Source organism: Collinsella tanakaei, from assembly GCF_016902615.1.
Classification (GTDB): Bacteria; Actinomycetota; Coriobacteriia; order Coriobacteriales; family Coriobacteriaceae; genus Collinsella; species Collinsella tanakaei_A.
Window position 1 is genome coordinate 1 of the sequence record NZ_JACJMB010000008.1, and the last position, 26,354, is coordinate 26,354.

Below are 26,354 nucleotides of genomic sequence, written 5' to 3' on the forward strand. Positions count from 1 at the left end.
GCCGTGCGCCATCGGGGCTTTCCGATGGCGCACGGCCGGTCCGGACAAGGTTTTTCAAACACGGCCCGCCGAGTCCCGCCGCGCGCGGCGGGGACAGGGGCGGTGCCCGATTTACCCGAAGGCGCGGCTTCGCGGGTGCGATACACGCGGTACCATAGGGCGAAAGCGCGGCGCGCCCGGGTGCGTGCGGCGTACATGAAGCAAGGGATTGAAAGGAGCCATCGCCATGGCAGAGACCGTCAAGCTGTTCGTGGGCCTCGATGTGGGCGGGACATCCGTCAAGGAGGGCCTGTTCACCGAGGAGGGTGCGCTGATCGCCCGCGCGAGCGTGCCGACGCCGCCGCTGATCGACGGGACGGGCTACGATGCCGTCTGCTCCGGCATCGACGAGCTCGTGGGCCAGGCGAATGCCACGGTCGAGGACGTGTACGGCATCGGTCTTGCTGTCCCCTGCCCGGTCCCCGCCGACGGCGAGATCCGCCTGCAGGCGAACATCCAGCTGAATGCACCCGGCCTCATGCGCGCGCTGGAGACCCGCTGCCCGCATGCCGCCATCAAGTTCGGCAACGATGCCAACGCGGCGGCGATGGGCGAGCTGTGGCGCGGTACCGCACGCGGCAAGCAGAGCATGGTCATGGTGACCCTCGGCACCGGTGTCGGCGGCGGCGTGGTCGTGGGCGGCGATGTCGTCGAGGGCTTCGTGGGCGCTGCGGGCGAGATCGGCCATCTGTGCATGAACCCCGACGAGGAGCGCACGTGCGGATGCGGCGGCAGGGGGCATCTCGAGCAGTACGCCTCCGCGACCGGCATCGTGACCAGCTATCGCGACGAGTGCGCGAAGCGCGGGGCGGACCCGGTCGAGCTGTCGGGCCCGAGCGATTCGCGTGCGGTCTTCGAGGCGTATGCGGCGGGCGACGAGGCCGCCGGTGCCGCCGTGTCGACCATGTGCGAGTATCTGGGCCGTGCGCTGTCCGTCATCGCGGCGGTCGTCGACCCCGAGGTCTTCGTGCTCGGCGGCGGCGTGTCAAATTCCGCCAGCCAGTACCTCGACGAGCTGTACGCCGCCTATCGTCGCTACGCCATTAGCGTGTGCGCCGACACGCCGATCGAGATCGCCTCGCTCGGCAACGACGCCGGCATCTTCGGCGCCGCCTACATGGCGCTGCGTGCTGCCGAGGCGTAGCTGCGGCCAGGCGCGCGGGGCCATCGGGTGCGGAGATGCACCTGAGGCCTTAACATGCCGTGCAAGAGCGGCAAGGTCCGCTGAAGTCGATTGAGTACATCGAAGTGGGGGCGGGCGGTCCTGTGTGGGATCGCCCGCCCCTGGCGCTATCTGAGACAGGTGCGGCGCGCGGTTGTACTCAGCGGTTCTGCCCGCATGCCGCGTCGCGGTGCGCCATGTGGCCGAGCGCGTCGGCGAGGTCGGCCGTCACGGTGAGCGACCTGCCCTCGAGCTGTTGCGGCTCGCCTGCCTTGCCCTTGTTGATGCGCAGGTAGAACGCGTTCTCGTTGCCTGCGACCATACGCCAGAACGGGATCTCGATGATGCTCGGCGTCATACCGCCCACGCCGAGCTCCATGAAGAGCACGCGGTCCGCACCGGCGATCGCCTCGCTCACGAAGCGCTCGTAGCGCTGCTTCTCCTGCTGCCATCGTCCCTGTTCGCAGAAGGTGTCATCGCGCACCCACGGTACCTGCAGCCAGCCGCAATGCGGGCAGCGCGGCAGCAGGTCGGACGGGGCGGCAAGACCCTCTGGCCCCACGGCGTCGCAGATGGCGCGCATCGCCGGCAGCGCGTAGGTGAGCTCGTCGCAGCAGGGCTGTGCGCATTGCAGGTAGCCGAAGTCCCCTTGGAAAAGCCATGTGCTCTGCGTGGGAAACGCGCGGCGTACCTGGCCGTCGACATTGGTGGTGAGGATGGTGTGCGGCTTGTCCGCGAGAAGCTCGCGCAACGCCTGATACGCCTGGCCCACCGGACAGTCCTCGAGGTAGGTGATGTACTCGGCAAGATATGCCCAGCGCTCCTCGTTGGTGGCGTAGGCGTGGTAGAAGCCCTCCATGAGGTTTCGGATGCCGTGGACCCGCTCGAAGCGGGCGAAGCGGTTGTCGAACTCATCGGTGCGCTGGTAGAAGTCATACCCGCAGGCGCTCGACATGCCCGACCCGATGCCCACCACGATGGCATCCGCCGCGCGTACGAGGTCGGTGGCCTGGAAGATCGCCTCCCGATAGGCATCTTCGTTCTCGTACGGATGGGACTCGGGGGCGCCGAGGTGCAGCGTGCACATATCCATCAAGCATGCCATTGCCAACCTGCTTTCTCCAATGCCGACGAAGGTGCCCCGGGGTGGCAAGGGCGGGGCGGGCGCCCGGTCGACTGCGTGTCCGGTCGTTCGGTTTCTACCCGTTTTGCGCGCATCCCGCTCGATGGGTGCGCTGCTCGGGAAGGGCGTGTCGGCGGGTTCGGCACCATGGGTCGGAGAGGCGGTGGATCGCGAGCGCGATGCGCGCGGCGATCCGTCCGGGCGTGGGCGTGTCGAAAATGCAGTATGCTGTTTCGAGACCCGGCGCGCCGACGCGTGCCGGGTCTTTGTCGGCAACGATGGTTGGTGGGATATGGCTCAGCAGAACCTTTCGGCGCGTCAGTCTGCTCTTGTCGGCGTGACGCTCTTCTCCATGTTCTTCGGTGCGGGAAACCTGATCTTGCCCCCGCTGCTCGGTTTCCAAGCGGGCGAGGCGACCGTTCCCGCCGCGCTCGGCTTTCTTGTGGCGGCCATCGGCCTGCCCGTGCTCGGCATCGTCGTCGTGGCGCTGGCGGGCACGGTGCGCGACCTCGCCGCGCGCGTCCACCCGCTGTTCGCGCGGATTTTCGTCGCGGCGGTGTACCTGGCGATCGGCCCGTGCCTGGCCATCCCGCGCACCTCGTCGACCGCGTTCGAGATGCTTGCTCCCTTGCTGCCCGCACACATACCGATTGAGACGGCGAGCATCGTGTTCTCCGTTGCGTTCTTCGCTGTCGCCTACGTGCTGGCCATGCATCCGGGGCGCCTGACCAACCTGCTCGGGCGCATCACCGGCCCGGCGCTCATCGCCTTGATCGTCGCGGTGACGGGTGCCGCGCTGCTCTCGCCGGTGCCCGAGGTGGGACCGGCAGTGGCGCCCTATACCGATGGTGCCGCCGTCCAGGGCTTCCTTGTGGGCTATCAGACAATGGATCTGCTTGCCTCGCTCACGTTCGGCCTGGTCATCGCCACGAACATCCGTGAGATGGGCGTTACCGACCCCGCCGGGCTCACGCGCGAGATCTCGCGCGCCGGTGTCGTGGCGGGCGTTCTCATGGCGCTCATCTACTGTGGACTGGCCTTCGTGGGCGTGGGCGCGCGCACCATCGCGCCCGACGCCACGAACGGCGCGGCGATCCTGACGGCATCGGCGACGGCGCATTTCGGCACCGTGGGCACCGTCGTGGTCGCGGCGATCTTTCTGCTCGCCTGCCTGAACGTCTGCACGGGGCTTATCAGCTGCTGCGGTACGTATTTCGCCGACGAGCTGCCCCGTGTCTCCTACCGTGCCTGCGCCGTGGCCTTCGCGGTGTTCTCCTGCGTGCTGTCGAACTTCGGGCTCGATACGATCCTGGCCTTCTCGGTGCCGCTGCTCGGCGCGATGTATCCGGTGGCCATCGTGCTCGTGCTGATGGGTCTCGCCCACGGCCTCAGCGACCGCTACCGTCTGATGTGGCCCTCGGTCGTCGCGGTTACCGCGGTAGTGAGCGTGTCCGATGCGCTGCGCGCCGCGTTCGCGCCCACGCTGTGGCTGCCCATCGATGCGCTGCCTCTCGCAGGGTTGGATCTGGCTTGGGTCGTGCCGGCGCTGTGCGCTGCCCTCATCTCCTATCTCGTATCGCGCTCTCTGAACGCGCGCGCTGCGGCATAGGCCTCATGTTCCTCGCGGCGCGCTCTTCCTCCGGGGAGGTGCGCGTCGCGAACTGGTGGCCGTGCATACTGCCACCGAGAAGGCATCGATTTTTCCATATGCATCTCGCAATATGATATGAGATGCGAACAAGTTCTGCCTTGTACCGACAGACCCCTTCCCACCTGATGCACGGGATGGATAATGGGGGCAGTTTCCGATGGGTATCGGAGCCGATGTGGAGAGGTGGGGCGCATGATCGACGATTACCGCAAGGCACACAAGATCGGTGTCAGGCAGGTCCAGACCGATATCGCTGCGGGGCGCTACCCCTATCCCGTCGCCCTGGGCGACATCCTGAGCGACAGAGGCTATCAGGGCGAGGTCCCCATCGGCGAGATGGAAATCGACATGTCGCTCATCGCGGGCACGCGTACGCGCGGCCGCCAGAACTCCTTCTCGCGCGAGTTCATGCCGCTGCTCGAGGACAACTCGGAGTTCGCCACCAAGTGGAGTGCGCTGATCGATTCGCAGCGCAAAGAGGGGCTGCATGAGTCCATCATCGTCTACGAGTACCTGCAGCGCTTCTACGTGCAGGAGGGCAACAAGCGCGTCTCGGTGATGCGCTACCTCAACATGCCCACCATCATGGCGAACGTGACACGCGTGCTCCCCATGCCGTCGGATTCGAAGGAATCGCGCATCTACCAGGATTTCCTGCGCTTCTGGCGCGTGGCGCCCATCTACGGCATCGTCTTTTCCGAAGAGGGATCCTACGAGCGGCTCGCCGTGTTCGCCGGCCACGACCTCGACACCATCTGGCCCGAGGACGACGTGAAGACGCTGCGCTCGGTGTTCTCGAGCTTCGCCGAGGCGTTCGCGCGCCGGGACGGCGACCGCTTGGACATGACCGCGGGCGACGCGTTTTTGGTGTACCTGAAGGTCTACGGTTACGAGCTCGCCATGTGCGGCTCGCCGACCGAGATCGCCGACCGCCTCGGTCGCATCTGGGGCGAGCTGCGCGTCAAGTCGAACGGTGAGTCCATCGCCTATCTGGAGAGTCCGAGCGAACCCGCTCGCAGCTCGCTCATCTCGGACCTGAAGGGCCTGGCCCAGCGGGCGCTGCTGGCCAAGCCGATGCACATCGCCTTCATCTACGAGCTGGATCCGACGACTTCAGGCTGGGCGGCCGCGCACGATAAGGGCCGCCGGGAGCTGGAGCGCGCCTCGCACGGCACGGTCGAGACCACGGTCTATACCGACTGCAAATCCGACGAGGCGTTCGACCGCGCCATCGACAAAGCGGTGGCCGACCATTGCGATCTGGTCGTGACGAACGTGCCGACCCAGATGCCGCAGGCCCTGCGCGCTGCGGTCAGGTACCCGCATCTGAAGGTGCTCAACTGCTCGGTGAGCCTCTCCCACAGCGCGGTGCGTACGTTCGGCACGCGCACCTACGAGGCGAAATACCTGCTGGGCGTGCTCGCGGCGAGCCTGTCGTGCAACCACCGCGTGGGATACGTCGCCGATGCGCCGGTCTACGGCACGGTTGCGAGCATCAACGCGTTCGCCATCGGGGTGCAGACCGTCGATCCGCATGCGACGGTCTTCCTCAAGTGGTATGCATCGAAGGACTACGACTGGCGTCGCGAGCTGGCGGAGACCGACGTGCGCGTCATCTGCGCCCGCGATGTGCCCGACCTGCGTCATCCGGAGGAGCCCTGGGGGCTCTACCTCGTGGAGCACGACGGCACCGAGGTCCATCTGGGCGAGCCCGTGTGGGATTGGGGGCGCTATTACGAGCGCATCGTCCAGTCCATTCGCGACAACTCGTGGCGCCACGAGGCCGATATGCGGCGCGACAAGGCCCTGAACTACTGGTGGGGCCTTTCCTCCGGCGTGATGGACATTCATGTCGAGGACGTCGTGCCGTTCCGTCAGCGCGTGCTGGTCGAGGTGTTCAAGCAGGCGGTGCAAAGCGGGCAGATGCGCCCGTTTGCAGGCGAGCTGAAAAGCCAGATCGGCATCGTGCAGCCCGCGGGGTCCGATAGGCTGCCGAGCAATGAGATCGCCCGCATGTCATGGCTCAACGAGAACGTCGTGGGCCGTCTGCCGGAGGAGCGGGAACTGTCCGACCGCGCGCTCGACGAGGTGAGCGTTTCGGGCGTCATTCCCCTCGACCCGGTGGTCGCGGCTCACCGAGAGGCGAAGCGATGAAGATACTGGCCATTGCCGATGTCGAAGAGGCCTGGCTGACCGACTACTACGACCGTGAGCGCATGGAGGGGGTCGAGCTCATCATCTCGTGCGGCGATCTGCCGGCGAGCTACCTTGAGCACATCGAGACCCTGGCGAACGTGCCGCTTGTCTACGTGTGGGGCAACCACGACATGGCCTACATGGAGCATCCGCCCCAGGGCTGCTACTCCATCGAGGGGCAGCTGCGCGACTTCCGCGGCATCCGCATCATGGGTGTCGGCGGCTCGGTGAAGTACAACGACCGCGTCTTCGGCTTCACCGAGAAGCAGATGCGCTCGCGCGTGGGCAGGCTCGCCCTGCTCGCGCGTGCCACGGGCGGCGTGGACATCGTAGTCGCGCACGCGCCGATACGCGGCTATGGGGATATGGACGACTTGCCGCACCAGGGGTTCGAGGCGTTCGACTACTACGTGGACAAGCTGAAGCCCACGTTCTTTTTGCACGGGCACATCCATCGGGAGTACGGGCGCGTCGCGCGCACGCTCGAGCACCCGTGCGGCACGACGATCGTGAACGCCTGCGGGGCCTATATGTTCGACTATCCCGATGAGCTCATCCGCGAGCGCGAGCCGCTTCTGATTCCCTCCGTCGCGTAAAAGCTGGATCTGCGCCGGCGTCGCCTGCCCCATGTGTCCGGGACCGACCTCGCGCGGAGGGTTTGCGCCCGCCGGCTGCTCCGTATTGACGGTATTAGGTTACCGAAACGCGGACATGCAAAATCGATGCCCGGGCTCACGGCTTCCAACAGGGGTTTTGCGCGTCGAGGAGATGGCTTGCGGACGGGGTTCGGCTGACAGCCGCCTAATAGTGGAAATGGGGAGCAACGCAGCGGCGTCTATCGACCGCCGACGCGGGTGGGGCAAAGAGAAAGCTGGTCTGCCTCGGACCCAGTTACTTCATACGGGAAGTGCCGCGCTGTTCCGCCCGTCTACAGGACGGGGCAGAACTGGGTGATATCTTCGCGCCGCGCCTCGTCGAGCGCATCGTCGCAGATGAGCGCCGCAAGGTCCGCCAGATGGTAGAACGCGTAGAAGTCGCAGCGTCCGATTTTGCTGGTATCGCACACGGCGTAGCGCTCGCGCGCCTTGTCGAACACGAGGCGCTGGATCCTGCCCTCGTCCATGTTGTAGGTGAACAGATCGCCGTTTGCGACGCCGTTCGCGCCGATGAACGCCTTGTCGATGCCGAGCGGCGCGACGGCGTCCTCGGCCATGCTTCCCACAAAGCAGCTGGTCTGATGGCGGAAGAGCCCGCCGACGAGGTAGAGCTCGCATTGATCGTTGTTCTCGAGCAGCTTGAACACGGAAAGGCTGTTCGTGATGATGCGCAGGTTGCCGTGGGGGAGGTAGTCGACCATGGTCTCGACGGTGGTGCCGGCGCCGAGAAAGACCGTGTCTCCCGGCTCGATCAGGCGCGCGGCGCGCTGGGCGATCTGCTGCTTGGCCTGCGTGTGCAGGCGGCGCTTCTCGAGATGGCTGTACTCGCGCGGCAGCGGGATGCCGCCGGCGGAGTAGGACTCCTTCAGGGTTGACGGGATGCGGGCTCCTCCGTAGACGCGCTCGATGATGCCGCGCTCGGAGAGCTCCTCGAGGTCGCGCCTGATGGTCATCTCCGAGACGTCGAGCGCTGTCGCGATGGCGCTGACCGTCGCGGTGCCGTTCGCCATGAGGCGGGAAACGATCTGTTCTTGCCGTTCTGCTTTGAGCATGGGAACCTCCTTGCACCTATTGAACACAATCGAACAAACTAGCGCAAGTTATTTGTGATATTGAGCCGTTCAACCCGCGGGGCCGACCGTTCACCTGGAGGTGCGCGCACGGTGGGGAAGAGGCTCCGGACCCTTCTCTCAAAATGATATATAAGTGCAGGTATAAGGTACTGAATATCCATATTGCCAGGTGATATGCACGCGATGTGGCAACGCTTGCCGACAGCAGGCGACCGGTCCCTCGCAGATATGGTACAGTCATCGTGAACCTATCAAACTCTTACAGTCTCAAACATAAACGGAAGGGGACTGAAGGTGCGGCGGCGGGATGTGCCGCATGCCCGCCGTCGGATATCACGAGAGGAGATTCCATGGGCACGGCAGTATCTGAACTTGTCGATCGCTTCTCCGAGCAGTTCGGGGGAGGGCACGACCTCGCGCACGTCCACGCGCCGGCGCGCAGCGAGATCGCCGGCAACCATACCGATCATGAGGGAGGCCATGTGGTCGCCGGTGCCCTCGACGTGTCGATCGAGGGTGTGGCAGCGCTCAACGGCACCATGTGCGCCCGCGTGGTGAGCGCCGGCTACGAACCCTTCGAGATCGACCTTTCCGACCTCTCCGCGCGCGAGGACGAGCATGTCAGCACGGCCGGCCTGGTGCGCGGTATGGCGGCCGACCTCGCCGCGACCGGCCGTGAGGTCCAGGGTTTCGACCTCCTGATGACGAGCGACATCCCCGGTGGCAGCGGCCTTTCGTCCTCGGCGGCGCTCGAGCTCGCCGTCGGCCGCGTCATGGAGACGCTGTGGCCCGGCGACCCGGTGAGCCCCACCGCGATGGCGCAGGCCGCCCAGCGCGCCGAGAACGTCTACTTCGGCAAGCCCTGCGGCCTGATGGACCAGCTGTCCGAGGCGCTCGGCGGCATCGCCCACATCAATTTCGAGGATCCCGAGAACCCCGTGTCCGAGAAACTCGATTTCGACTTCGCCGACAAGGGATATGCGCTGTGCCTGGCCTACATGGGCACCGACCACAGTGTGAGCACCGCCGACTACGCCGCCGTGCCCGGCGAGATGCAGGCCGTGGCCGCTGAGTTCGGCAAGACCCGCCTGTGCGAGGTGCCCGTCGAGCAGTTCGACGAGCGCGTGGTGGAGCTGCGCGAAAAGCTGGGCGACCGCCCGGTGCTGCGCGCCCTGCATTACTACATCGAGAACCGCCTCGTCGTCGAGCGCTGGGACGCCCTGTGCGCGGGCGATATCGACACGTTCCTCGACTTGACGCGTCGCTCCGGCGCGAGTTCGGGCATGTACCTGCAAAACGTCTCGTGCGGCGGCAATGACCAGCCCGCCATGGTGGCCCTGGCGCTCGCCGAGCGCCTGCTGGGCGACGACGGTGCCGTCCGCATCCACGGCGGCGGCTTCGGCGGCTCTATCCAGGCCTTCGTGCCGCTCGACAAGGTCGACGCGTTCGTGCGCGGCATGGACGGCTGGCTGGGTGAGGGCAACTGCCGCACCTACCGCATCGCTTCTGAGGGGGCGTATGCGGCATGGCTGTAGAGAAGACCTATAGCGCCTCCGATCTCGCCGCCGATATCGAAGCGCTCGTCCGCTACGCGGTTCGCTGCGGTCTGGTTGCCCCGGCCGATGCCATGTGGGCGCACAACACCGTGCTGGAGGCCGTCGGCGCCACCGGTCCCGCGGCCCCGCATGTGCAGGTGTACCTCGATGCCGCCTACGCCACCTCGCCCACGTCGGACCTCACCGGCGAGGCGCCGGTGCCTGCCGTGGCCACGGGCGACGACGAATTCGACCTCGAGGGGACCGTCACCCGCATCGCGGAGGCCGGCGTGGCCAACGGGATGGAGGAGGACACCCCGTCGGGCGTCGACCGCGTGGCCACGCACGTCATGAATATCTTGATGCCCAGGCCCTCCGAGGTTGAGCGCGCCTTCGCCGCGCTGTACCGCTCCTTCGGCGCCAAGGCGGCGACCGACTGGTTCTACAAGATGAGCTGCGACAGCCGCTACGTGCGCAAGGCCGCCATCGCGAGAAACATCGCCTGGACCTCTCCGACCGAGTGGGGCGAGTTGGAGATCACCATCAACCTTTCCAAGCCGGAGAAGGACCCGAAGGCCATCGCCGCCGCTGGGGCCGCCAAGGACACCGGCGACGTGTACCCGGCCTGCCAGCTCTGCATGGAGAATGAGGGCTATCCGGGCCGCGGCGCGGGCGCTCCCCACGGTGCGCACCCGGCGCGCCAGAGCCTCCGCATCCTGCCCATCACGCTGGGCGGCGAGCACTGGGGTCTGCAGTACAGCCCGTACGCCTACTTCAACGAGCACTGCATCGCCATGAGCGCTGAGCACCGTCTTATGCACGTCGACCGCGAGAACATGAGCCGCCTGCTCGATTTCGTCGACCTGTTCGGCCATTACTTCATCGGCTCTAATGCCGACCTGCCCATCGTGGGCGGCTCCATCCTGTCGCACGATCACTTCCAGGGCGGACGGCACGTGTTCCCGATGATGAAGGCGCCGGCGGCGAAGACGTTCGAGATCGCGGGCTTCGACGATGTCTCCTGCGAGGTCGTGCGCTGGCCCATGAGCGTGCTGCGCCTGCGCGCAACCGACCGCGAGCGCTTGCTCGACGCCGCTGCGCATGTGCTCGACGTCTGGCGTGGCTACACGGACGAGGAGGCGGGCGTCATCGCCGAGACGGTGGAGGACGGTGTGGCTGTCGCCCACAATACCATCACGCCCGTTGCGTGCAAGGAGGGCAACGAGTACGTGCTCTATCTCGCGCTGCGCTGCAACATCGCGACCGACGAGCACCCGCTCGGCGTGTTCCACCCGCATGCGGAGTGGCACCACATCAAGAAGGAGAACATCGGCCTTATCGAGGTCATGGGTCTCGCCATCCTGCCGGCGCGCCTGGTTGAGGAGCTCGCTGCGGTCAAGGGGCACCTGCTGGCGCACGCAGGGGATGCCGACACGACGGCGCTCGCGGACGAGCTTGCTGCCGACCCGCTGTCCGCCTCCCATGCCGCCTGGGCGCTTGAGCTTGCGGCTGCCAATCCCGACATTACCGAGGAGACGGCCGAGCAGGTCATCCGCGACGGCGTGAGCGATGTCTTCGGCCATGTGCTCGCCGATGCCGGCGTGTTCAAGTGGAACGAATCCGGCCGCGCGGCGCAAGACCGCTTCCTGGCTGTCCTCTAGGCTGCGGCCAGCCCAATGCCCCGGCACCTCAAGGCAGGTGTCGGGGCATTTGTTTTTCGGGGCCATCTCATGAGAAGGGGGCGATGCAGCTCGTGCATCGCCCCCTCTGGCGTGTATATCGGTGCTACGAAAACGCTTACCCGTGCAAGGCTACTCGTCCACGCGCACGAAGTGGTAGCTGCGGCTCATGTAGAGCGCGGAGCTCACCGGCAGCGGCAGGCCCATATCCATGAGCGCGTTTGCCGGATAGACGCGGTCAGAGGCGACCTCGCGGTAGAAGGCGTCCCGCGTGAGACCGCGCGGCACCACATAACGGGCCTCGCCGTAGCCCTCCGCCTTCGCGACGACGGCGTTCACGATGGCCTCGGAGCCGTCTTCCGCCATGAACTCCCAGGCGTAGACGTCGTCGCTCATGGGATCGGTCAGGCGGTAGTAGAGGCCCTCGCGCATCAGGCCCTCGATGGAGCGGTAGCGCTTGATCTGCTCGCGGATGATCTCGCAGGCGCGGTCGTTGAGCTCGAGCAGGTCGAGCTCGTAGCCGAAGCCGCCGCCGGACATGGCGATGAGGCCGCGGGCGGACAGCGACACGGTGCGGCCGTTGACCTCGTTCGGGCAGGCGGAGACGTGGGCACCCATGACGGAGCAGGGATAGCCGAACGACGAGCCGTACTGGATGGTCATGCGATCATGGCCGTCGGTGTTGTCGCTCGTCCAGAACTGCGGCGCGTAATGGAACCAGCCGGCGTCGAAGCGGCCGCCGCCCGCAGCGCAACCCTCGATCAGCAGGTTCGGATAGCGCTGCACCAGGCGCTCGAGCACATCGTACAGGCCGAGGTAGTAGTCGTAGATGACGCGACCCTGGTCGACGGTGGCGTGCGAGTAGATGTCGATCATGCTGCGGTTGAAATCCCACTTCAGGTACTCGATGTTGCCCTGGTCGAGCACGCGGCACAGCTGATCGAAGAGGTTGTCGCGCACCTCTTTGCGGGAGAAGTCGAGCACGAGCTGGTCGCGGCCGAGTGCGGGCTGCTTGCCCGGGATCGCGAGCGCCCAGTCGGGGTGCGCGCGGAACAGGTCGCTGTTCTCGTTGACCATCTCGGGTTCGACCCAGATGCCGAACTTCACGCCCGTGGCGTTGACGCGCTCGATGAGCTGCGCCAAGGTGCCGCCGAGCTTCTCCTCGTTGACGGTCCAGTCGCCGAGCGACCGGCAATCGTCGTCGCGCGCGCCGAACCAGCCGTCATCCATGACGAGCATGTCCATGCCGAGGTCGGCCGCCTTCTCGGCGAGGCGCACGAGCTCGTCGCCGGTGAAGTTGAAGTAGTGGGCCTCCCAGCTGTTGACCAGGATGGGGCGCGGGGCGTCGCGCCAGGGGCCGCGGCACACGTGACGGCGGATGCAGCGGTGGAGGTTGTGCGACAGGTGCTCGAGGCCCTCATTGGAGTAGGTCATGATGACCTCGGGGGCCACCAGCTGCTCGCCCGGCTCGAGCGGGTAGCTGAAAAGCTCGTCGGACAGGCCCATCTGCATGCGGATCTGCTGGTACTGGGTCTGCTCGACCTCGGCCTTGAAGTTGCCGCTGTACACGAAGCTCATAGACCAGGCGCGGCCGGCGGTCTCGGTCGCATCGCGGTCGCACAGGATCATGAACGGGTTGTACTGGTGCGAGGACTGGCCGCGGCGGCTGCCGACGCTGAAGGAGCCCGGCAGCACGTGCTGGCGGCTCGGCTTGCGCTCCATGCAGTGCTGGCCGTTGAAGGTGATGACGTCGAAGGAGCCCGCGACGAAGTCGAGGCAGGCGGACTGCAGCTTCTCGACCGTCACGCGGCCGTCGCCGGCGTTTCTCACGATCGCGGCGCGCGCGATGATGTCGATCTCGGGGATGACGCCGAACAGCAGCTCGACCTCAAGCCCGATGCGCTCGTCGGCAAGCGTGACCGAAAGGGTCTCGGCGCCGTCCGTATCCGCGTCCGCGTAGGAGGCGGGCAGGCCGGGCAGGCCGTACTTGCCGGCGCGCACCTCGTGGCGCACATAGCGCAGGTCGCAACCGAACGTGCCGTTCGCGTCGCGCACCTGCAGCAGGGTGCTGCGCAGGTCGCCGTTGCCCTGGAAGGGAAACTCCTGGGGCAGGACATCGAGCGAATACGTGCGGGTGCCGGCCTCATGCGGGCTGCAGCAGCAGCCGCTGCGGTCCGCATAGGTGGGCAGGTAGTCCATGGTGCCCTCGCTGCGGGTACCGTAGTACAGGTGCAGCAGGTAACCGAAATCGTCAACGTGCATCTGATAAGTCGTGTTTCGCGTATGCAGCGTGAAGGTTTGCGTTGCGTCGTCAATGCGAATTGACATCGTACCTCGCTTTTTCTTGGCTGGGTGGAATGGTCGCGCCCGACTACGCTCATCGAGCAGGGGTATTTTACGGCACTTGGGTCCCGTCTCCGGGACCCAAGTGCAAGGGGTTACAAGCTACATGAGCAGTGCATATGTCGTATTTTGATACATGCAGGCAGCATAACCGTTACTTCACGGCACCGTTCGTGACGCCGCCGATGATCTGCTTCTGCGCGATGATGTAGAAGATGATCATCGGGAGCATGGCGAGCAGGTAGGAGGCGAACGCCAGGTTGTAGTTCGTGGAGAACGCGGTCTGGAAGTTCATCTGGGCGAGCGGCAGCGTGTTGATGCCCTGGCCGCCCATGATGACGAGCGGGGTCATGACGTCGTTCCACACGGCGAGGCCGGTGATGACAGCGACGGTGGCGTGCATGGGCTTCATGAGCGGGAAGATGACCTTCCAGTAGGTGCTCCAGGTGGAGGCGCCGTCCATGCGCGCGGCCTCTTCGAGCGCGATGGGGATGTTACGCAGGTAGCCCGTGTAGAGCATCATGTTCATCGGCATGTAGAAGACGATGTAGAGGATCATGACGCCGAACATGTTGTCCAGGTGCATGACGGCGGTCTGCTTGACGAGCGGCATCATCAGGATCGCGAAGGGCACGTACATGCCGGCGATGATGAAGTAGTAGCTCGCCTTGAAGATCCGGCTATGATCCATGTTGCGGCCGATCGCGTAGGCGGCGAGGCTATGGATGAGGATCGACGCCACGACGGCCACGACGGTGATGATCAACGAATTCAAGAAGGAGTTGAAGAAGTCCGTGACCTGGATGGCCTCGATGAAGTTGTCGAGGCTCCAAGAGCTCGGCAGCGACAGGATGCCGGCGATGTCGTTCGTCATCTCGGAGGGGTCCTTGAAGGCGATGACGACCGCCATGTACAGCGGGAAGATGATGGTGATGAGGCCGATGATGAGCAGGATGGTGATAGGCCAGTTCACCCGCTCTTTAACTTTATCTTTAGCCATTAGAGCTGCTCCTCCTTACTGTTCAAGAACTTGGTCTGCAGGATGGAGACCACCGCGATGAGAATGAAGAAGATCACCGCGTTGGCGCACTGGTAGCCGAACTGGCCGCCGGACAGGCCGTTGTTGTAGATGAGGTAGGAGATGGACTCGGTGGACTGGGCGGGGCCGCCGGAAGTCATCGAGACGATCTGGTCGAAGACCATCAGCATGTCCTTCATCACGAGCACCATGTTGGTGGTGACGCTCGGCATGATGAGCGGGAAGGTGATGTAGCGGAACTTGTCCCAGCCGGTGGCACCGTCGAGGCTGCCCGCCTCGTAGACGTCCTCGGGCACAGAGGACAGGCCGGTGATGTAGATGATGGTGGTCTGCGCGCAGGCCTGCCACACCACGACGATCACGATGGCCACCCACGCCCAGTCGGGGTTCGCGAGAATGGACTCGGTGCCGGTGATGGCGGGCACGATGTAGGTGAAGAAGTAGCTGAACACGTAGCCGACGACCAAGCCGCCCAGGATGCGGGGCACGAAGTAGACGCCGCGCAGCGCGCTCTTGAACTTGATCTTGCTCGTAAGGCCGATGGCCAGCATGAGCGAGATGACGTTCGTGCCGAGCGTGGCGACGATGGCCACCTTGAACGTGAACAGATACGAGTTCAGGATACGGGTATCGCTGAACATGTCGATGTAGTTCTGGATGCCGACGATGTTGAAGGCGCCGTAGCCCTTCGAGTCGGTGAAGCTGTACAAAAAGCCCGTGATGAGCGGGATCGTATTGAATGCGCAGAAGAGCACAAGAACCGGAATCAGAATCGCCATGAAGGTCTTGCGGCGATTCGACCCGATTGCAGCCGTACTTGCCATAGCGCGTCCTCCTTACTGCTGACCCTTGCTGTCCTGTACCTTACGGATGACATTGCGGTTGTAGCGCTGCCAATCGGTGTCCCATTTCTCCAGGAACGCGTCGATGTCCTTGTTCAGAAGCATCGTCTGGACCTGCGCGTCGCAACCCATGGAGGAGGGATAGGAGTGGTCGAGGTAGTCGAGGACGCGGCCCTCGTCCAAGAAGGACTGGATGTCGTCAAACAACGGATCGAGCTCGAAGTCTCCCTTCAGGCAGGGGATGGCACGCTGGTCGTCGATGTAGGTCTGGATGTTTTCGGCTTGCGACAGGAACTTGATGACCTCGTACACGGCGTCCTTGTGCTCGCAGGTCTCGGCGACGCACCACTGCAGGTCGACACCGGAGACTACCACGCGGTCCTCAGCGCGCTCCGCCGAGGGCATGGCGAACATACCGATGTTCATATCGGGGTTCACCGAGAGGATCTGCGGTACGGCAAACGAGCCGCAAGGGTACATGGCGCTCTGGCCGCGCGCGAACGCGGTGCAGGCGTCGTTATAGGCATAGGCGAACGGGCCGGGCTCCGCGTAGTCCAGCAGCTCGAGCATGCGCTCGGCGGGTTCGCGGTAGTAGTCTGCGAACTTGGCCTCGCCGAGGTTCACCTTGTAATTGAGATCCGACGGGACCATATTCGCCGTGATGGAGTTCCACGGCGACAGGATGGTCCACGTGTCAAGGTAGCCCAGGTAGATGGGGTAGATATCGGGCGTTTCGCTCTGGATCTGCTTGAACAAGGCGATCAGCTCGTCCCAGGTCTCGGGAATCATCCAACCGTGCTCCTCGAACATATCCTTGTTGTAGAGCATGCCGGCGGCGTTCGCTACATAGGGCACGCCGTAGATGCCCTCCATGGGTACGTAGGTCACGCTGTCGAGGATGTCGATGTAGGCGTCCTGTACGTCGTCGAGCGTCGGGCAGTCGGAGACGTCGGCGAGAATCTGGGAGTCGGTGAAGCTCGCGTAGTCACCGTCGCCGCCGATGCCGATGACATCGGGGTAGTTCTCACGCACAAAGCGCGTCTTCATGACGGTCACGGCGTCTGCCGGGCTCTGGATATTGAGGTAGATGTCATCGTGTGCCGCGTTGAACTCCTCCATGAGGTGCTCGAAGATGCTCACGGCCTCCTGCTTGTAGCTGACGATCTCAACCTCGATTTTGCCGTCTGCGCGCTCGGTGGTGCAGCCGCTGAACAGCAGGCCTGCTGCTCCGGCAGCCGCTCCTCCCAGGAGCGCACGGCGGGAAATGGGTTTGTTCAGCATGCGTGTAGCCTCCTTCCGCGCTTAGTGAACGATGGCCAGCTCGGACTGCTTGTCGAATACGTGGATCTTGTCGAGGTCGAACGCGACCTTGATGCGGCTCCCTACGCGTGCGGGGTTGGTGGACGACACGTGGCTGGAGACAGAGCCGCCGTCGACGTCGGCGTAGATCATGGCCTCCGAACCGAGCAGCTCGTAGACGGTGACCGTCGCCTCGATGGGCTCGGAGAGGTTGCGCCCGGCGGCATGCTCGTTGGAGTCGACGACGTCTTCGGGGCGGATGCCCATGACGACGACCTTGCCCACATAGCCCTTGTCCGCCAGGACCTTGCCCTTGTCGTCCGCGAGGGTGATGGTGTTCTTGCCGAAGGAGAGGGTGACGTGGCCGGCGGACTCGCCCACGGTGGCGTCGATGAAGTTCATCTGCGGGCTGCCGATGAAGCCGGCGACGAACAGGTTGCACGGCTCGGAGTAGAGCTTCGAGGGCGAATCGACCTGCTGCATGACGCCGTCCTTCATGACGACGATGCGGGTGCCGAGCGTCATGGCCTCGGTCTGATCGTGGGTAACGTAGATGATGGTGGCGCCCAGGCGGTCATGGAGCTTAGAGATCTCGGCGCGCATCTGGACGCGGAGCTTGGCGTCGAGGTTGGACAGCGGCTCGTCCATGAGGTAGACCTTGGGGTTGCGGCAGATGGCGCGGCCCATGGCGACGCGCTGGCGCTGGCCGCCGGAGAGCGCGGAGGGCTTGCGGTCGAGCAGCTTCTCGAGGTCGAGAATGCGCGCTGCCTCGCGCACGGCGCGATCGATATCGTCGGGGCTGGCCTTGCGCAGCTTCATCGGGAAAGCCATGTTGTCGTAGACGGTCATGTGCGGGTAGAGCGCGTAGTTCTGGAAGACCATCGCGATGTCGCGGTCCTTCGGCTCGACGTCGTTCACGACGCGGCCGTCGATCTTCAGCGTGCCGGACGTGATGTCCTCAAGGCCTGCGATCATACGCAGCGTCGTGGACTTTCCGCAGCCGGAGGGACCGACGAAGATGACGAATTCCTTGTCGGCGATCTCCAGGTTGAAATCCTTGACGCCCTCGTAACCGTTCGGGTATGTCTTCCCTACGTGTTCCAGAGAGAGCTCAGCCATTGCGTAACCCCTTCCTGTGTGCCCGTATGCGTCCTGACTGCGCATAGAGGCAGTTCTTACTGCGTCTTCAATACTATGTTTGCAAATTTGCGCGCTTGAGATTTCATTACGATATACAAGCTTGCTCTGTTCGCGATTGAGCAGGTAGAACGCCTCGTGTTTTGGCTGCCACACGAAGTTTCGTTCGGCAAACGGTCCAAAATGACCCGGAAGCGGTTTTTGAGGAGTTCTTCTATTTCCGCATGTAATGGGTAATATAGCCCCTTACCTGCACTAATAACTATAAACAAGTCATAGTGATATAAAATATAGATATCTAGGAGAGAAAAACAGCATGAACTAATATACAGTAATATAACCAATTGCGTGATGTAGCGCAGCCAGGGAATATTTCACCCGGTTATGGAAGGCAGATGCAATGCCCATGCACGAGATCGTCTCGTCCACGTTTTCACGAGGCAAATACATCGATTTGATGCCGTACCAGTACGGACGCGAGGTCTGCACGCCGGGCCACGCATTCGGCCCGTTCCGCCGCAGCCACTACCTGTTCCACTACATCATCTCGGGCGGCGGCACGCTTGTCTCCTCGGACGTTTCGGGAGAACAGACCACCTATCACCTGCAGGCAGGGGAGGGTTTCATGATCTTCCCGGGCCAGGTGAACACCTACTATGCGGATATGGATGACCCATGGGAATATATCTGGGTGGAGTTCGACGGCATCAGGGTGAAGGAGTCCCTGTCGTTTGCCGGGCTCTCCGAGTCCTCGCCGGTCTACCGCGCCGAGAAGACCGATGTGCGGGAGACGATGGAGCAGGAGATGCGCTACCTCGTCGACCATGAGAACGATACGGCGTTTCAGCTCATCGGCCACACCTATCTGTTCTTGGACAGCCTGCTGCGCTCGGTGGAGACCCCGCATGCGGCCTCGACGAGCAAGCTGCAGGACCTCTACATCCGCGAGGCCATGACCTATATCGAGCAGAACTACCAAAACGGCATCACGGTGGAGGACATCGCGCGCCAGACGGGCCTCAACCGCAGCTACTTTGGCAAGATCTTCAAGAACGCGACCGACAAGTCGCCCCAGCAGTACCTGATCGACTTCCGCATGACGAAGGCGGCACAGCTGCTCAAGCTCACGGCGCTGTCGGTGGGCGAGGTGGGCCGCGCGGTGGGCTATCCCAACCAGCTCCACTTCTCGCGTGCGTTCAAGAGCGCCTTTGGGCTGTGCCCGCGCGAGTGGCGTCGCGAGAACGCCACGGTGTAGGAGATCCCGTACGGCAGGGATGTCTCCAAACTGCCCCGTCCCCGATGAGGACATCCCGCCCGCGCGCGTGCTACGATTACAGCGTTTGATACACCTGTGAACCGTCTTGGAGGGTATCCATGAGCAACGTTCTCGTCTTCGGTCACCAGAACCCCGATAACGACGCCATCATGAGCGCCGTGGTCCTGTCCCAGCTGCTGAACCAGGTCAACTACAACGGCGACACCTACCAGGCCTGCCGCTTGGGCGCGCTACCCGCTGAGTCCGCGAAGCTCCTCGCCGACGCGGGCATCGAGGAGCCCGTGCTCATCGAGAGCGTCGAGGAGGGCCAGCAGGTCGTCCTCACCGACCACAACGAGGCGGGCCAGTCCGTGGCCGGTCTCGAGGGCGCCCAGATCGTCGGCGTCGTCGACCACCATCGCTTCGGCGGCTTCACCACCGCCGCCCCGCTGCACATCATCGCCCTGCCCTGGGGCTCCAGCTGTTGCATCGTGGCGAGGCTCTTTGAGCTCTTCGGCCAGCAGCCGACCGACACCCAGGCGAAGCTTCTGCTCGCAGCCATGATGACCGATACGCTCATGCTCAAGAGCCCGACCACGACCGATGTCGACCGCGCCGTCGCCGCCCGCCTCGGCGAGCAGCTCGGCGTCGACCCCGTCAAGTTCGGTATGGAGGTCTTCCTCACCCGTCCGTCCGGTTCCTTCACTGCCGAGCAGATGGTCGGCAACGACATCAAGCAGTTCGAGGTCGGCGCGAGCAAGCTCCTCATCGGCCAGTACGAGACGGTCGACAAGTCCCGCGCGCTCGGCATGATCCCCGAGATTCGCGAGGCCATGCGCGCCTATCAGGCCGAGAAGGGCGCCGACGGCATCGTGCTGTGCCTGACCGACATCATGGAGGAGGGCTCCCAGGTCCTGTTCGAGGGCGAGACCGAAATCGCCCAGAAGGGCCTCGGCGTCGAGGACGTGCCCGAGGGCGTCTGGATGCCCGGCGTGCTTTCCCGCAAGAAGCAGGTCGCTGCGCCGATCCTGGCCGCCGCTGAGTAACGGAAGCGACTCCAGTACGTTTTCTGACAAGCCCGGTGCCACCTGCGGCGCCGGGCTTTTCCGTGAAACGGGCACGTGCCGCGGGCGTCCCAGGACCGCGGGCGGAACGCTTTCCGTTCGCCTGTGAATTCGCGCGTCTCCCGAAGAAGCGGGGTCTTGCGCAGACCGATGGGTGAATAATAATTTATTACAGATGCGTGCATTCGCTGGGATGCACGGCGTGTGGATGGACTGACGGCTGAAGGGACCGGACGTATCATGACGAAGCATACGCGCAGACAGAGCAGGCGATCGACCAAGGCGGTCGAGCGCAAGGCGCTTGCGCTCGATGCGCCCGGCGCACCCGTTCCGCTTCTGAATGAAAGCCAGCGCCTGCGCCTCGAGCACCGCAGCGCGTTCGAGAACATCACCTCGAACGGCACCATCTCCGCGTGCGTGATGATTGTGGCCGCCGTCGCGGCCGTCATCTGTGCGAACACCGACGCCTACGAGGCCGTCCACGCCTTCTTCGAGCGTCCTGTCGCCATCGATATCTGCGGGTGGACCTTCTCGCTCACGTTCGAGCTGTTCGTGAACGACTTCCTCATGGGCATCTTCTTTTTGCTGGTGGGAACCGAACTCAAATACGAGATGACGGTGGGGCAGCTCAAGCGCCCCCGCCAGGCGATGCTGCCCATGCTCGCCGCGGTGGGCGGCGTCATCGCGCCCGCCTGCATCTACGCGTTCGTGAACCGCGATGGCGCCATCTACGGATGGGCCATTCCGATGGCGACCGACATCGCCTTCGCCCTCGGCGTGCTGTCGCTTCTGGGCAGCCGCGTGCCGCCGGCGATCAAGGTGTTCTTCTCGACGCTCGCCATCGCGGACGACCTGCTCGCCATCGTTGCCATCGCCCTGTTCTACGGGCAGACTCCGCAGTTGGGCTGGCTCGCCGCGGCTGCCGTGGTGACCTGCCTGCTTATCGCGTTGAATGTACGGCGTCATTTCCGCCTGGCGCCGTATCTTGCCTTGGGCCTCGTGCTGTGGTTTTTCGTGTACCAGTCCGGGATCCATGCGACGCTCGCGGGCGTCATCCTGGCGTTCACCATCCCGGCGCGCTCCGATATCGACGCGAGCGGCTTGGTCGGTTGGCTTCAGGCGAAGCTTCCCGAGCTCGAGGACCGCTTCGATGACAAGACGCATATCCTCGGCCAGCACGACTTCACGCATGCGGTCTACGGGGTCGAGCGCATCATGCATCGCGTGACGCCGCCGCTTCAGCGCCTGGAGAACGCAATCTCCACCCCGGTGAACTTCATCATCCTGCCGCTGTTCGCCTTCGTGAACGCCCAGGTGCGCCTGGTGGGCGTCGACCCGGCGTCGGTGCTGTTCGACCCCGTCGCCATCGGTACCTACTTGGGCATGCTGCTCGGCAAGCCGATCGGCATCGTTGGCATGACGTGCGCGCTCATCAAGCTGGGACTCGCCGAGATGCCACAGGGCGTGGGCTGGCGCCATATCGTCGGCGTGGGCATCCTGGGCGGCATCGGCTTCACGATGTCGATCCTCATCTCCGGCCTCGCGTTCGGCGGGGCGCCCGCCGAGCTCCTCGCCTCCAAGACGGCGATTCTCGCCGGCTCGATTTCGTCTGCTGCGATCGGCCTTATCTACATGCGCTTCGCCTGTCGCGAGTAGCGTGCGTAGCGGTAAGGGACGGGCCGCCGTCAGCGGCTGAGCATGCGCCGCACCGACTCGACCTGCTCGATGGCCGCTTCGACCTGGTCGCGCGCGTCGTTGATCCGCCCCTGGACGTAGAGGTCGACGAAGGGGTTGTCCCAGAACAGGTCGATGGCGGAGGCGAAGTCGTCCGTGTCGATATGGACGCCGCCTGCACCCTCCACGTCGGCGAGCTCGCGCGCGAAGACGGAGAGCGCGTCGCGCGCCGCGTTGAGCTCGCGCTCGGCGTCGGACATCTTGCTTTGCTTGATGAGGGTGGAGAAGAAGCCTCCGCCTACGATATCGAAGACGCCCCAGTTCTTCGCGGAGCCGAGCGCGTCGCGCGCGGCATAGAGGTGCTCGAGGGCGCAGTCGGCGGCGCGGATTGCCTCTTCGCGCTCGCGATTCTGGTTGGAATCGGACATGGAGCTCTCCTTTGCGATCGATGCGGTGCAGCTATTCCACGGTTCCGTACGTAGAGCCCCAGCCGTGGGCGGCGAGCGCCGAGTTCAGCTGGTCGCAGAGGCGTTGGCGGTCGTAGACACCCGGGGGCAGCAGCGTGACGATCTCCATGAGGTCGTCGCCGAGGTCCAAGATCTCCGCCTGGACGACGAGGTCGAGCCGGTCGATGGTCTCGCGACCGATGAACATGCCGTCCACCAGGCGCTGCAGGTCGCCGAACTCCTCCGCTTGAAACGAGCCGAGCCTCATGGGTCTCCTCCTCACCGTTGTCGTTTCGCCCCAATGTACCACGGTATGCATGAAGATATGTTTCCAGACGCAATACCTGCAGGTAATCTCGTTCACCTTTTTTGCCGCGCGCGTATACTTATGCAAGCTGTGTGAAACGACCTGCGCGGTCTCGCGTCTGCGAAACACGTGCTCGGTCACACGAAAAGGGAAGAGGGCCCGTCATGCAAACGATGTACGAGAAGATGGAGACGCCTGAGCTCGACGCCGCGATCGCCGACCTGCGCTCCCAGGTGGACGCCGTCAAGGCGAAGGGGTTGAAGCTCGATATGGCGCGCGGCAAGCCGTCGCCCGCCCAGGTGGATATCTCCCGTCCTATGCTCGACCTGCTCACGAGCGAAGCCGACCTCACCGACGGGGGCGTCGACTGCTCGAATTACGGCTGCTTCGAGGGCATCCCCTCGGCGCGCCGCCTAGCTGGTGAGTTCCTCGGCCTTCCCGCCGAGCAGACCATCGTGCTCGGCTCCTCGAGCCTGAACATCATGCAGTCCGTTCTCATCCACTACTGGGAGAAGGGCGTGCCCGGTTGCACCCCGTGGAGCAAGCTCGACCACGTGAAGTTCCTGTGCCCCGCGCCCGGCTACGACCGCCACTTCGGCATCACACAGGACCTGGGTATCGAGAACGTCCCGGTGCGCATGACCGAGACCGGTCCCGACATGGACGAGGTGGAGCGCCTGTGCGCCGCCGACGATTCCATCAAGGGCATGTTCTGCGTCCCGAAGTACTCCAACCCCACGGGCGTCACGTACTCCGACGAGACGGTCCGTCGCCTCGCCACCATGAAGGCCGCGCCGGACTTCCGCATCGTGTGGGATAACGCCTACGCAGTGCACGACTTCACCGACACGCCCGACCAGCTGGCCAACATCTTCGACTTCGCGCGCGAGGCGGGTACCGAGGACCGCATCCTCGCGGTGGCGTCGACCTCCAAGATCACGTTCCCGGGTGCGGGCATCGCATTCTTCGGTTCCTCGCCGGCTAACGTCGTCGAGGTCGCCAACACCCTGAAGGTGGGCCTTATCTCGGCGAACAAGCTGAACCAGCTCATGCACACCCGCTTCCTGCCGACGCTCGACGCCGTGCGCGCTCACATGCGCAAGCACGCGGAGTTCCTGCGTCCGCGGTTTGCCTGCGTCGAGGAGAAGCTCACCGAGGGCCTGGGCGGCACCGGGTGCGGCACCTGGTCGCATCCGCACGGCGGCTATTTCGTGTCCTTCGACGGCCCCGAGGGCTCGGCGAAGCGCGTGGGTGCACTCTGCGCCGAGATGGGCGTGAAGCTCACGCCGGCTGGTGCCACCTGGCCGGGCGGCAACGACCCGCACGACACGAACATCCGCATCGCCCCGACCTACCCGAGCGTCGAGGAGCTCGCAAGCGCCCTCGACGTGCTCGTGCTCGCCGTCAAGCTCGTCTCCGCCGAGCTCGCCCGCGAGGCGCGCGCCTAGGTGGTCGCCGACGCCCACGCGGCGCGTGTCCGTCAGATCTTCTCGAACATCGCGCGCCGCTACGACCTGTTCAATGCGCTCTCCAGCTTCGGTATCTACCGGAGCTGGCTGGCGCGTACCGCCCGTGCGGCGGCCTGCACGCCCGCAGACCGCGTGCTCGATGTCGCCGGCGGCACCGGCGATGTCGCCTTCGAGCTGGCGCGCCGCTGCCCGCCCGCATCCATCGAGCTCACCGACTTCACCCCGGAGATGCTCGAGGTCGCCCGTGAGCGCATCGCCGCCGGCGCCGCCCGCGGCGTGGATGTGGGCGTCCGCGAGGTCGATGCCCACAACCTGCCGTATACGGACGGCAGCTTCACGATGGTGACCTGCGCCTACGGCCTCAGGAACTTCTCGGACCGCACGCGCGCCATGCGCGAGGCGGCCCGCGTGCTCGTGCCCGGCGGCCGCTACGTGGTGCTCGAGTTCGCCACGCCGCCCTGGGCGCCTTGGCGCGCCCTGTACGGTTGGTACCTGGGGCATATGATCCCGCTCATCGGCGGGGTGCTCTGCGGCGACCGCTCGGGTTTCGAGTACCTGCGCGACTCCATTCGGGGCTTTCCGCCGCAGGAGGTCATCTGCGACGAGCTGCGCCGCTCCGGGTTTTCCGCGGTGTCGTATCGCAACTGCACCGGGGGCATCGCTGCGGTGTACACGGCGGTCAAGTAGGCTTCAGCGCGGGGCGTGTGCCCGTCCTTTTTTCGCGGCGGAGGGGTCGGTTGGTGTTGCCGTGTCCGGGCGGCTCGGTACAATAGCGTGACGCGGGCGCGCTGCGTGCCCGCCGTCCACGTATACAAGATTGGTACGAAGCATGTCTGATGAGTTTTTCGACGACGAGCAGGAATTGATGGAGAAGGCCGCGCCCGCCGCGACGCCGAAGAAGAAGGCCGCCGAGGCGCAGCCTTCTGCCCCGGCGCCCCAGGACGCTCCGCGCGCCTCCGACGCCGGTCGTCGCGAGCCGCCGCCGTTTTGGATGGTGCTCGCCATCGCCGTGATCGCGCTCGTGTTGGGTGTGGTCATCGGGTACCTGATCGGCACCTCGACGGCCTACAGCGCCTTGCAGGTTGTCCAGAGCGACGAGGCGCTCGAGGCCTACGGCGATTCGTCTTCCACGACCGATTCGAGCGAGATGCTGCCCGAGGGCCATCCGCAGCTCGACATCAAGGAGGACGGCACGGCGACGGTCGTCGAGGGCGACGAGGCGGACGCCTCTTAAGGCATCCGCAAGACCTTCCACACAAAAGGAGAGGACATGGCGTTTTCCGCCCAGCAAACCAAACGCATGCAGGTCGCGATTCTCATCGTGGCGGGCGTGGTGGTCGCGGTGTTGGCCATCGCCGTCTTCTCCGGTGCGCTGGTGCCCGCCTCGTCTAGCACGACGGCGCAAGACGGCGCCGCCGCCCAGCAGAATCAGGGCAGTGCAAGCGGCACGACATCCTCCGAGGCGCACGACATGACGCACGTCGATGCGAACTACGAGGGCACGGTCGAGCAGCTGCAGGCACAGTACGATGCCGACCCCTCGAACCCCTCCGCGCTGCTGAAGCTTGCGAACGGCTACTTCGACTGGGGCGCCGCCGCGCTGCAGGTCGCTGAGACGGACGAGGACAACGCTCACGTCGTTGACCTCTTCAACCAGGCGATCGCGCGCTACGATGATTATCTGGCCGACAACCCCGACTCGAAGTCCGTCGAGGTCGACCGCGCCATCTGCATCTTCTACACCGGGGATACGGACCGCGCGATCGCGACGCTCGAGGACTTCGTCGCCGCCGATGACAGCTTCGGGCCCGCCTGGGCGAATCTTGGCATGTTCTACGAGAACGCCGGGCGTACGGACGACGCCCGGGGTGCCTACGAGTGCGCGATCGAGGCCGATGCCGACGACGCGTTCGGCGTGCGCACCTATGCGCAGGGCCGGCTTGACGCGCTCGACGGCGAGTAAGGTTCCGGCCGCCATCCGAACGATGTCCCACGAACCGACTACTAGATAAGGAGCGAACTTATGGATCTTGGAATCACGACCACCCCGACGCCCGAGCGTTACCTGATTTCCGTTGCAGGCGAGGTTGACATCTCGAACGTCGACGCGCTGCGTGACCGCATCGATTTGGCGCTCGAGCAGCCCACTGCCAAGATCACGCTCGACTTCGCGAACGTCTCGTATATCGACTCGACCGGTATCGGCGTTCTCGTGGGCGCGGCGCATCACGCAGCCGAACACGAGAAGGGCTTCGAGGTCATCAATGCGCAGCCCAACGTCATGCGCGTGGCCCAGCTACTCGGCGTCGACCGCGAGATCGGCATCACCGAGGCCTAACAGCCATATTCCGCTGCGTTTTTCGTG

23 protein-coding genes are annotated in these 26,354 nt (G+C 64.6%); 14 read left to right on the plus strand and 9 right to left on the minus strand.

The annotated features are described in order from the left end of the window. The first annotated feature begins 226 nt into the window (after positions 1–226). Entirely contained in the window at positions 227–1,183 is a 957-nt protein-coding gene (locus H6A21_RS04095; protein WP_204560497.1) for an ROK family protein, read from the plus strand. Positions 1,184–1,361: 178 nt separating this feature from the next. On the opposite strand, the gene H6A21_RS04100 is transcribed toward H6A21_RS04095, so the two are convergent. Beyond that, positions 1,362–2,306, minus strand: a complete 945-nt coding sequence (locus tag H6A21_RS04100) for a hypothetical protein (protein WP_204560499.1) — start codon at positions 2,304–2,306, stop codon at positions 1,362–1,364. Between the two features lie 310 nt (positions 2,307–2,616). On the opposite strand from H6A21_RS04100, the gene brnQ reads away from it, so the two are divergent. From brnQ to H6A21_RS04115, 3 genes are all read left to right on the plus strand, one after another. Continuing rightward, complete coding sequence (gene brnQ / locus H6A21_RS04105; protein WP_204560501.1) at positions 2,617–3,933, plus strand: branched-chain amino acid transport system II carrier protein; 1,317 nt, start codon at positions 2,617–2,619, stop codon at positions 3,931–3,933. A gap of 234 nt (positions 3,934–4,167) precedes the next feature. Next, entirely contained in the window at positions 4,168–6,129 is a 1,962-nt protein-coding gene (locus H6A21_RS04110; protein WP_204560508.1) for a BMP family ABC transporter substrate-binding protein, read from the plus strand. Further along, positions 6,126–6,767, plus strand: coding sequence for a metallophosphoesterase family protein (locus H6A21_RS04115; RefSeq protein ID WP_204560549.1), 642 nt, complete (start codon positions 6,126–6,128; stop codon positions 6,765–6,767). The genes H6A21_RS04110 and H6A21_RS04115 overlap by 4 nt, the downstream gene beginning before the upstream one ends. Before the next feature lie 332 nt (positions 6,768–7,099). Here H6A21_RS04115 and H6A21_RS04120 read toward each other — a convergent pair whose 3' ends face one another. Next, a complete protein-coding gene (locus H6A21_RS04120) occupies positions 7,100–7,879 on the minus strand; it encodes a DeoR/GlpR family DNA-binding transcription regulator (RefSeq protein ID WP_204560551.1) in 780 nt (259 codons plus the stop codon). Between the two features lie 371 nt (positions 7,880–8,250). Between H6A21_RS04120 and H6A21_RS04125 the strand changes: the two genes are divergently transcribed. Together H6A21_RS04125 and H6A21_RS04130 are read left to right on the plus strand one after the other, a co-directional pair. Continuing rightward, positions 8,251–9,435, plus strand: a complete 1,185-nt coding sequence (locus H6A21_RS04125; RefSeq protein WP_204560553.1) for a galactokinase — start codon at positions 8,251–8,253, stop codon at positions 9,433–9,435. Further along, a complete protein-coding gene (locus H6A21_RS04130; protein WP_204560555.1) occupies positions 9,426–11,096 on the plus strand; it encodes a UDP-glucose--hexose-1-phosphate uridylyltransferase in 1,671 nt (556 codons plus the stop codon). Before H6A21_RS04125 ends, H6A21_RS04130 begins: the two co-directional genes overlap by 10 nt. A 150-nt stretch (positions 11,097–11,246) precedes the next feature. On the opposite strand, the gene H6A21_RS04135 is transcribed toward H6A21_RS04130, so the two are convergent. From H6A21_RS04135 to H6A21_RS04155, 5 genes are all read right to left on the minus strand, one after another. Next, a complete protein-coding gene (locus tag H6A21_RS04135) occupies positions 11,247–13,376 on the minus strand; it encodes an alpha-galactosidase (protein ID WP_239462649.1) in 2,130 nt (709 codons plus the stop codon). 235 nt (positions 13,377–13,611) lie between these two features. Beyond that, entirely contained in the window at positions 13,612–14,457 is an 846-nt protein-coding gene (locus tag H6A21_RS04140; RefSeq protein ID WP_204560559.1) for a carbohydrate ABC transporter permease, read from the minus strand. Continuing rightward, the gene (locus tag H6A21_RS04145; protein WP_204560561.1) at positions 14,457–15,320 is read right to left on the minus strand and encodes a carbohydrate ABC transporter permease; all 864 of its coding nucleotides are present in this window, start codon (positions 15,318–15,320) and stop codon (positions 14,457–14,459) included. The genes H6A21_RS04140 and H6A21_RS04145 overlap by 1 nt, the downstream gene beginning before the upstream one ends. Before the next feature lie 12 nt (positions 15,321–15,332). Continuing rightward, a complete protein-coding gene (locus tag H6A21_RS04150; RefSeq protein WP_204560563.1) occupies positions 15,333–16,619 on the minus strand; it encodes an ABC transporter substrate-binding protein in 1,287 nt (428 codons plus the stop codon). A gap of 21 nt (positions 16,620–16,640) precedes the next feature. Continuing rightward, entirely contained in the window at positions 16,641–17,756 is a 1,116-nt protein-coding gene (locus H6A21_RS04155) for an ABC transporter ATP-binding protein (protein WP_204560564.1), read from the minus strand. A 418-nt stretch (positions 17,757–18,174) separates the two neighbouring features. Here H6A21_RS04155 and H6A21_RS04160 point away from each other — a divergent pair, with 418 nt between their 5' ends. The 3 genes from H6A21_RS04160 (at position 18,175) to nhaA (ending at position 21,749) form a co-directional block, all read left to right on the plus strand. Beyond that, complete coding sequence (locus tag H6A21_RS04160) at positions 18,175–19,029, plus strand: AraC family transcriptional regulator (protein ID WP_204560566.1); 855 nt, start codon at positions 18,175–18,177, stop codon at positions 19,027–19,029. 119 nt (positions 19,030–19,148) lie between these two features. After that, complete coding sequence (locus H6A21_RS04165; RefSeq protein WP_204560568.1) at positions 19,149–20,075, plus strand: DHH family phosphoesterase; 927 nt, start codon at positions 19,149–19,151, stop codon at positions 20,073–20,075. A gap of 258 nt (positions 20,076–20,333) precedes the next feature. Continuing rightward, positions 20,334–21,749 carry a Na+/H+ antiporter NhaA gene (gene nhaA, locus H6A21_RS04170; protein ID WP_204560570.1) on the plus strand — a complete coding sequence of 472 codons (1,416 nt, stop codon included), beginning with the start codon at positions 20,334–20,336 and terminating at the stop codon, positions 21,747–21,749. 29 nt (positions 21,750–21,778) lie between these two features. Here nhaA and H6A21_RS04175 read toward each other — a convergent pair whose 3' ends face one another. Together H6A21_RS04175 and H6A21_RS04180 are read right to left on the minus strand one after the other, a co-directional pair. Then, on the minus strand, positions 21,779–22,195 hold the full coding sequence (locus tag H6A21_RS04175; protein ID WP_204560572.1) for a hypothetical protein: 417 nt from the start codon (positions 22,193–22,195) through the stop codon (positions 21,779–21,781). 31 nt (positions 22,196–22,226) lie between these two features. Continuing rightward, the gene (locus H6A21_RS04180) at positions 22,227–22,481 is read right to left on the minus strand and encodes a hypothetical protein (RefSeq protein WP_204560574.1); all 255 of its coding nucleotides are present in this window, start codon (positions 22,479–22,481) and stop codon (positions 22,227–22,229) included. A gap of 203 nt (positions 22,482–22,684) precedes the next feature. On the opposite strand from H6A21_RS04180, the gene H6A21_RS04185 reads away from it, so the two are divergent. The 5 genes from H6A21_RS04185 (at position 22,685) to H6A21_RS04205 (ending at position 26,327) form a co-directional block, all read left to right on the plus strand. After that, a complete protein-coding gene (locus H6A21_RS04185) occupies positions 22,685–23,968 on the plus strand; it encodes an aminotransferase class I/II-fold pyridoxal phosphate-dependent enzyme (protein WP_204560576.1) in 1,284 nt (427 codons plus the stop codon). Next, positions 23,969–24,676: a ubiquinone/menaquinone biosynthesis methyltransferase gene (locus H6A21_RS04190; protein WP_204560578.1), complete on the plus strand. Its 708-nt coding sequence runs from the start codon at positions 23,969–23,971 to the stop codon at positions 24,674–24,676. 142 nt (positions 24,677–24,818) lie between these two features. Next, complete coding sequence (locus H6A21_RS04195) at positions 24,819–25,223, plus strand: hypothetical protein (protein ID WP_204560580.1); 405 nt, start codon at positions 24,819–24,821, stop codon at positions 25,221–25,223. Between the two features lie 36 nt (positions 25,224–25,259). Next, the gene (locus H6A21_RS04200) at positions 25,260–25,952 is read left to right on the plus strand and encodes a tetratricopeptide repeat protein (protein WP_204560582.1); all 693 of its coding nucleotides are present in this window, start codon (positions 25,260–25,262) and stop codon (positions 25,950–25,952) included. Between the two features lie 60 nt (positions 25,953–26,012). Continuing rightward, complete coding sequence (locus H6A21_RS04205) at positions 26,013–26,327, plus strand: STAS domain-containing protein (RefSeq protein WP_204560583.1); 315 nt, start codon at positions 26,013–26,015, stop codon at positions 26,325–26,327. Positions 26,328–26,354: the final 27 nt, after the last annotated feature.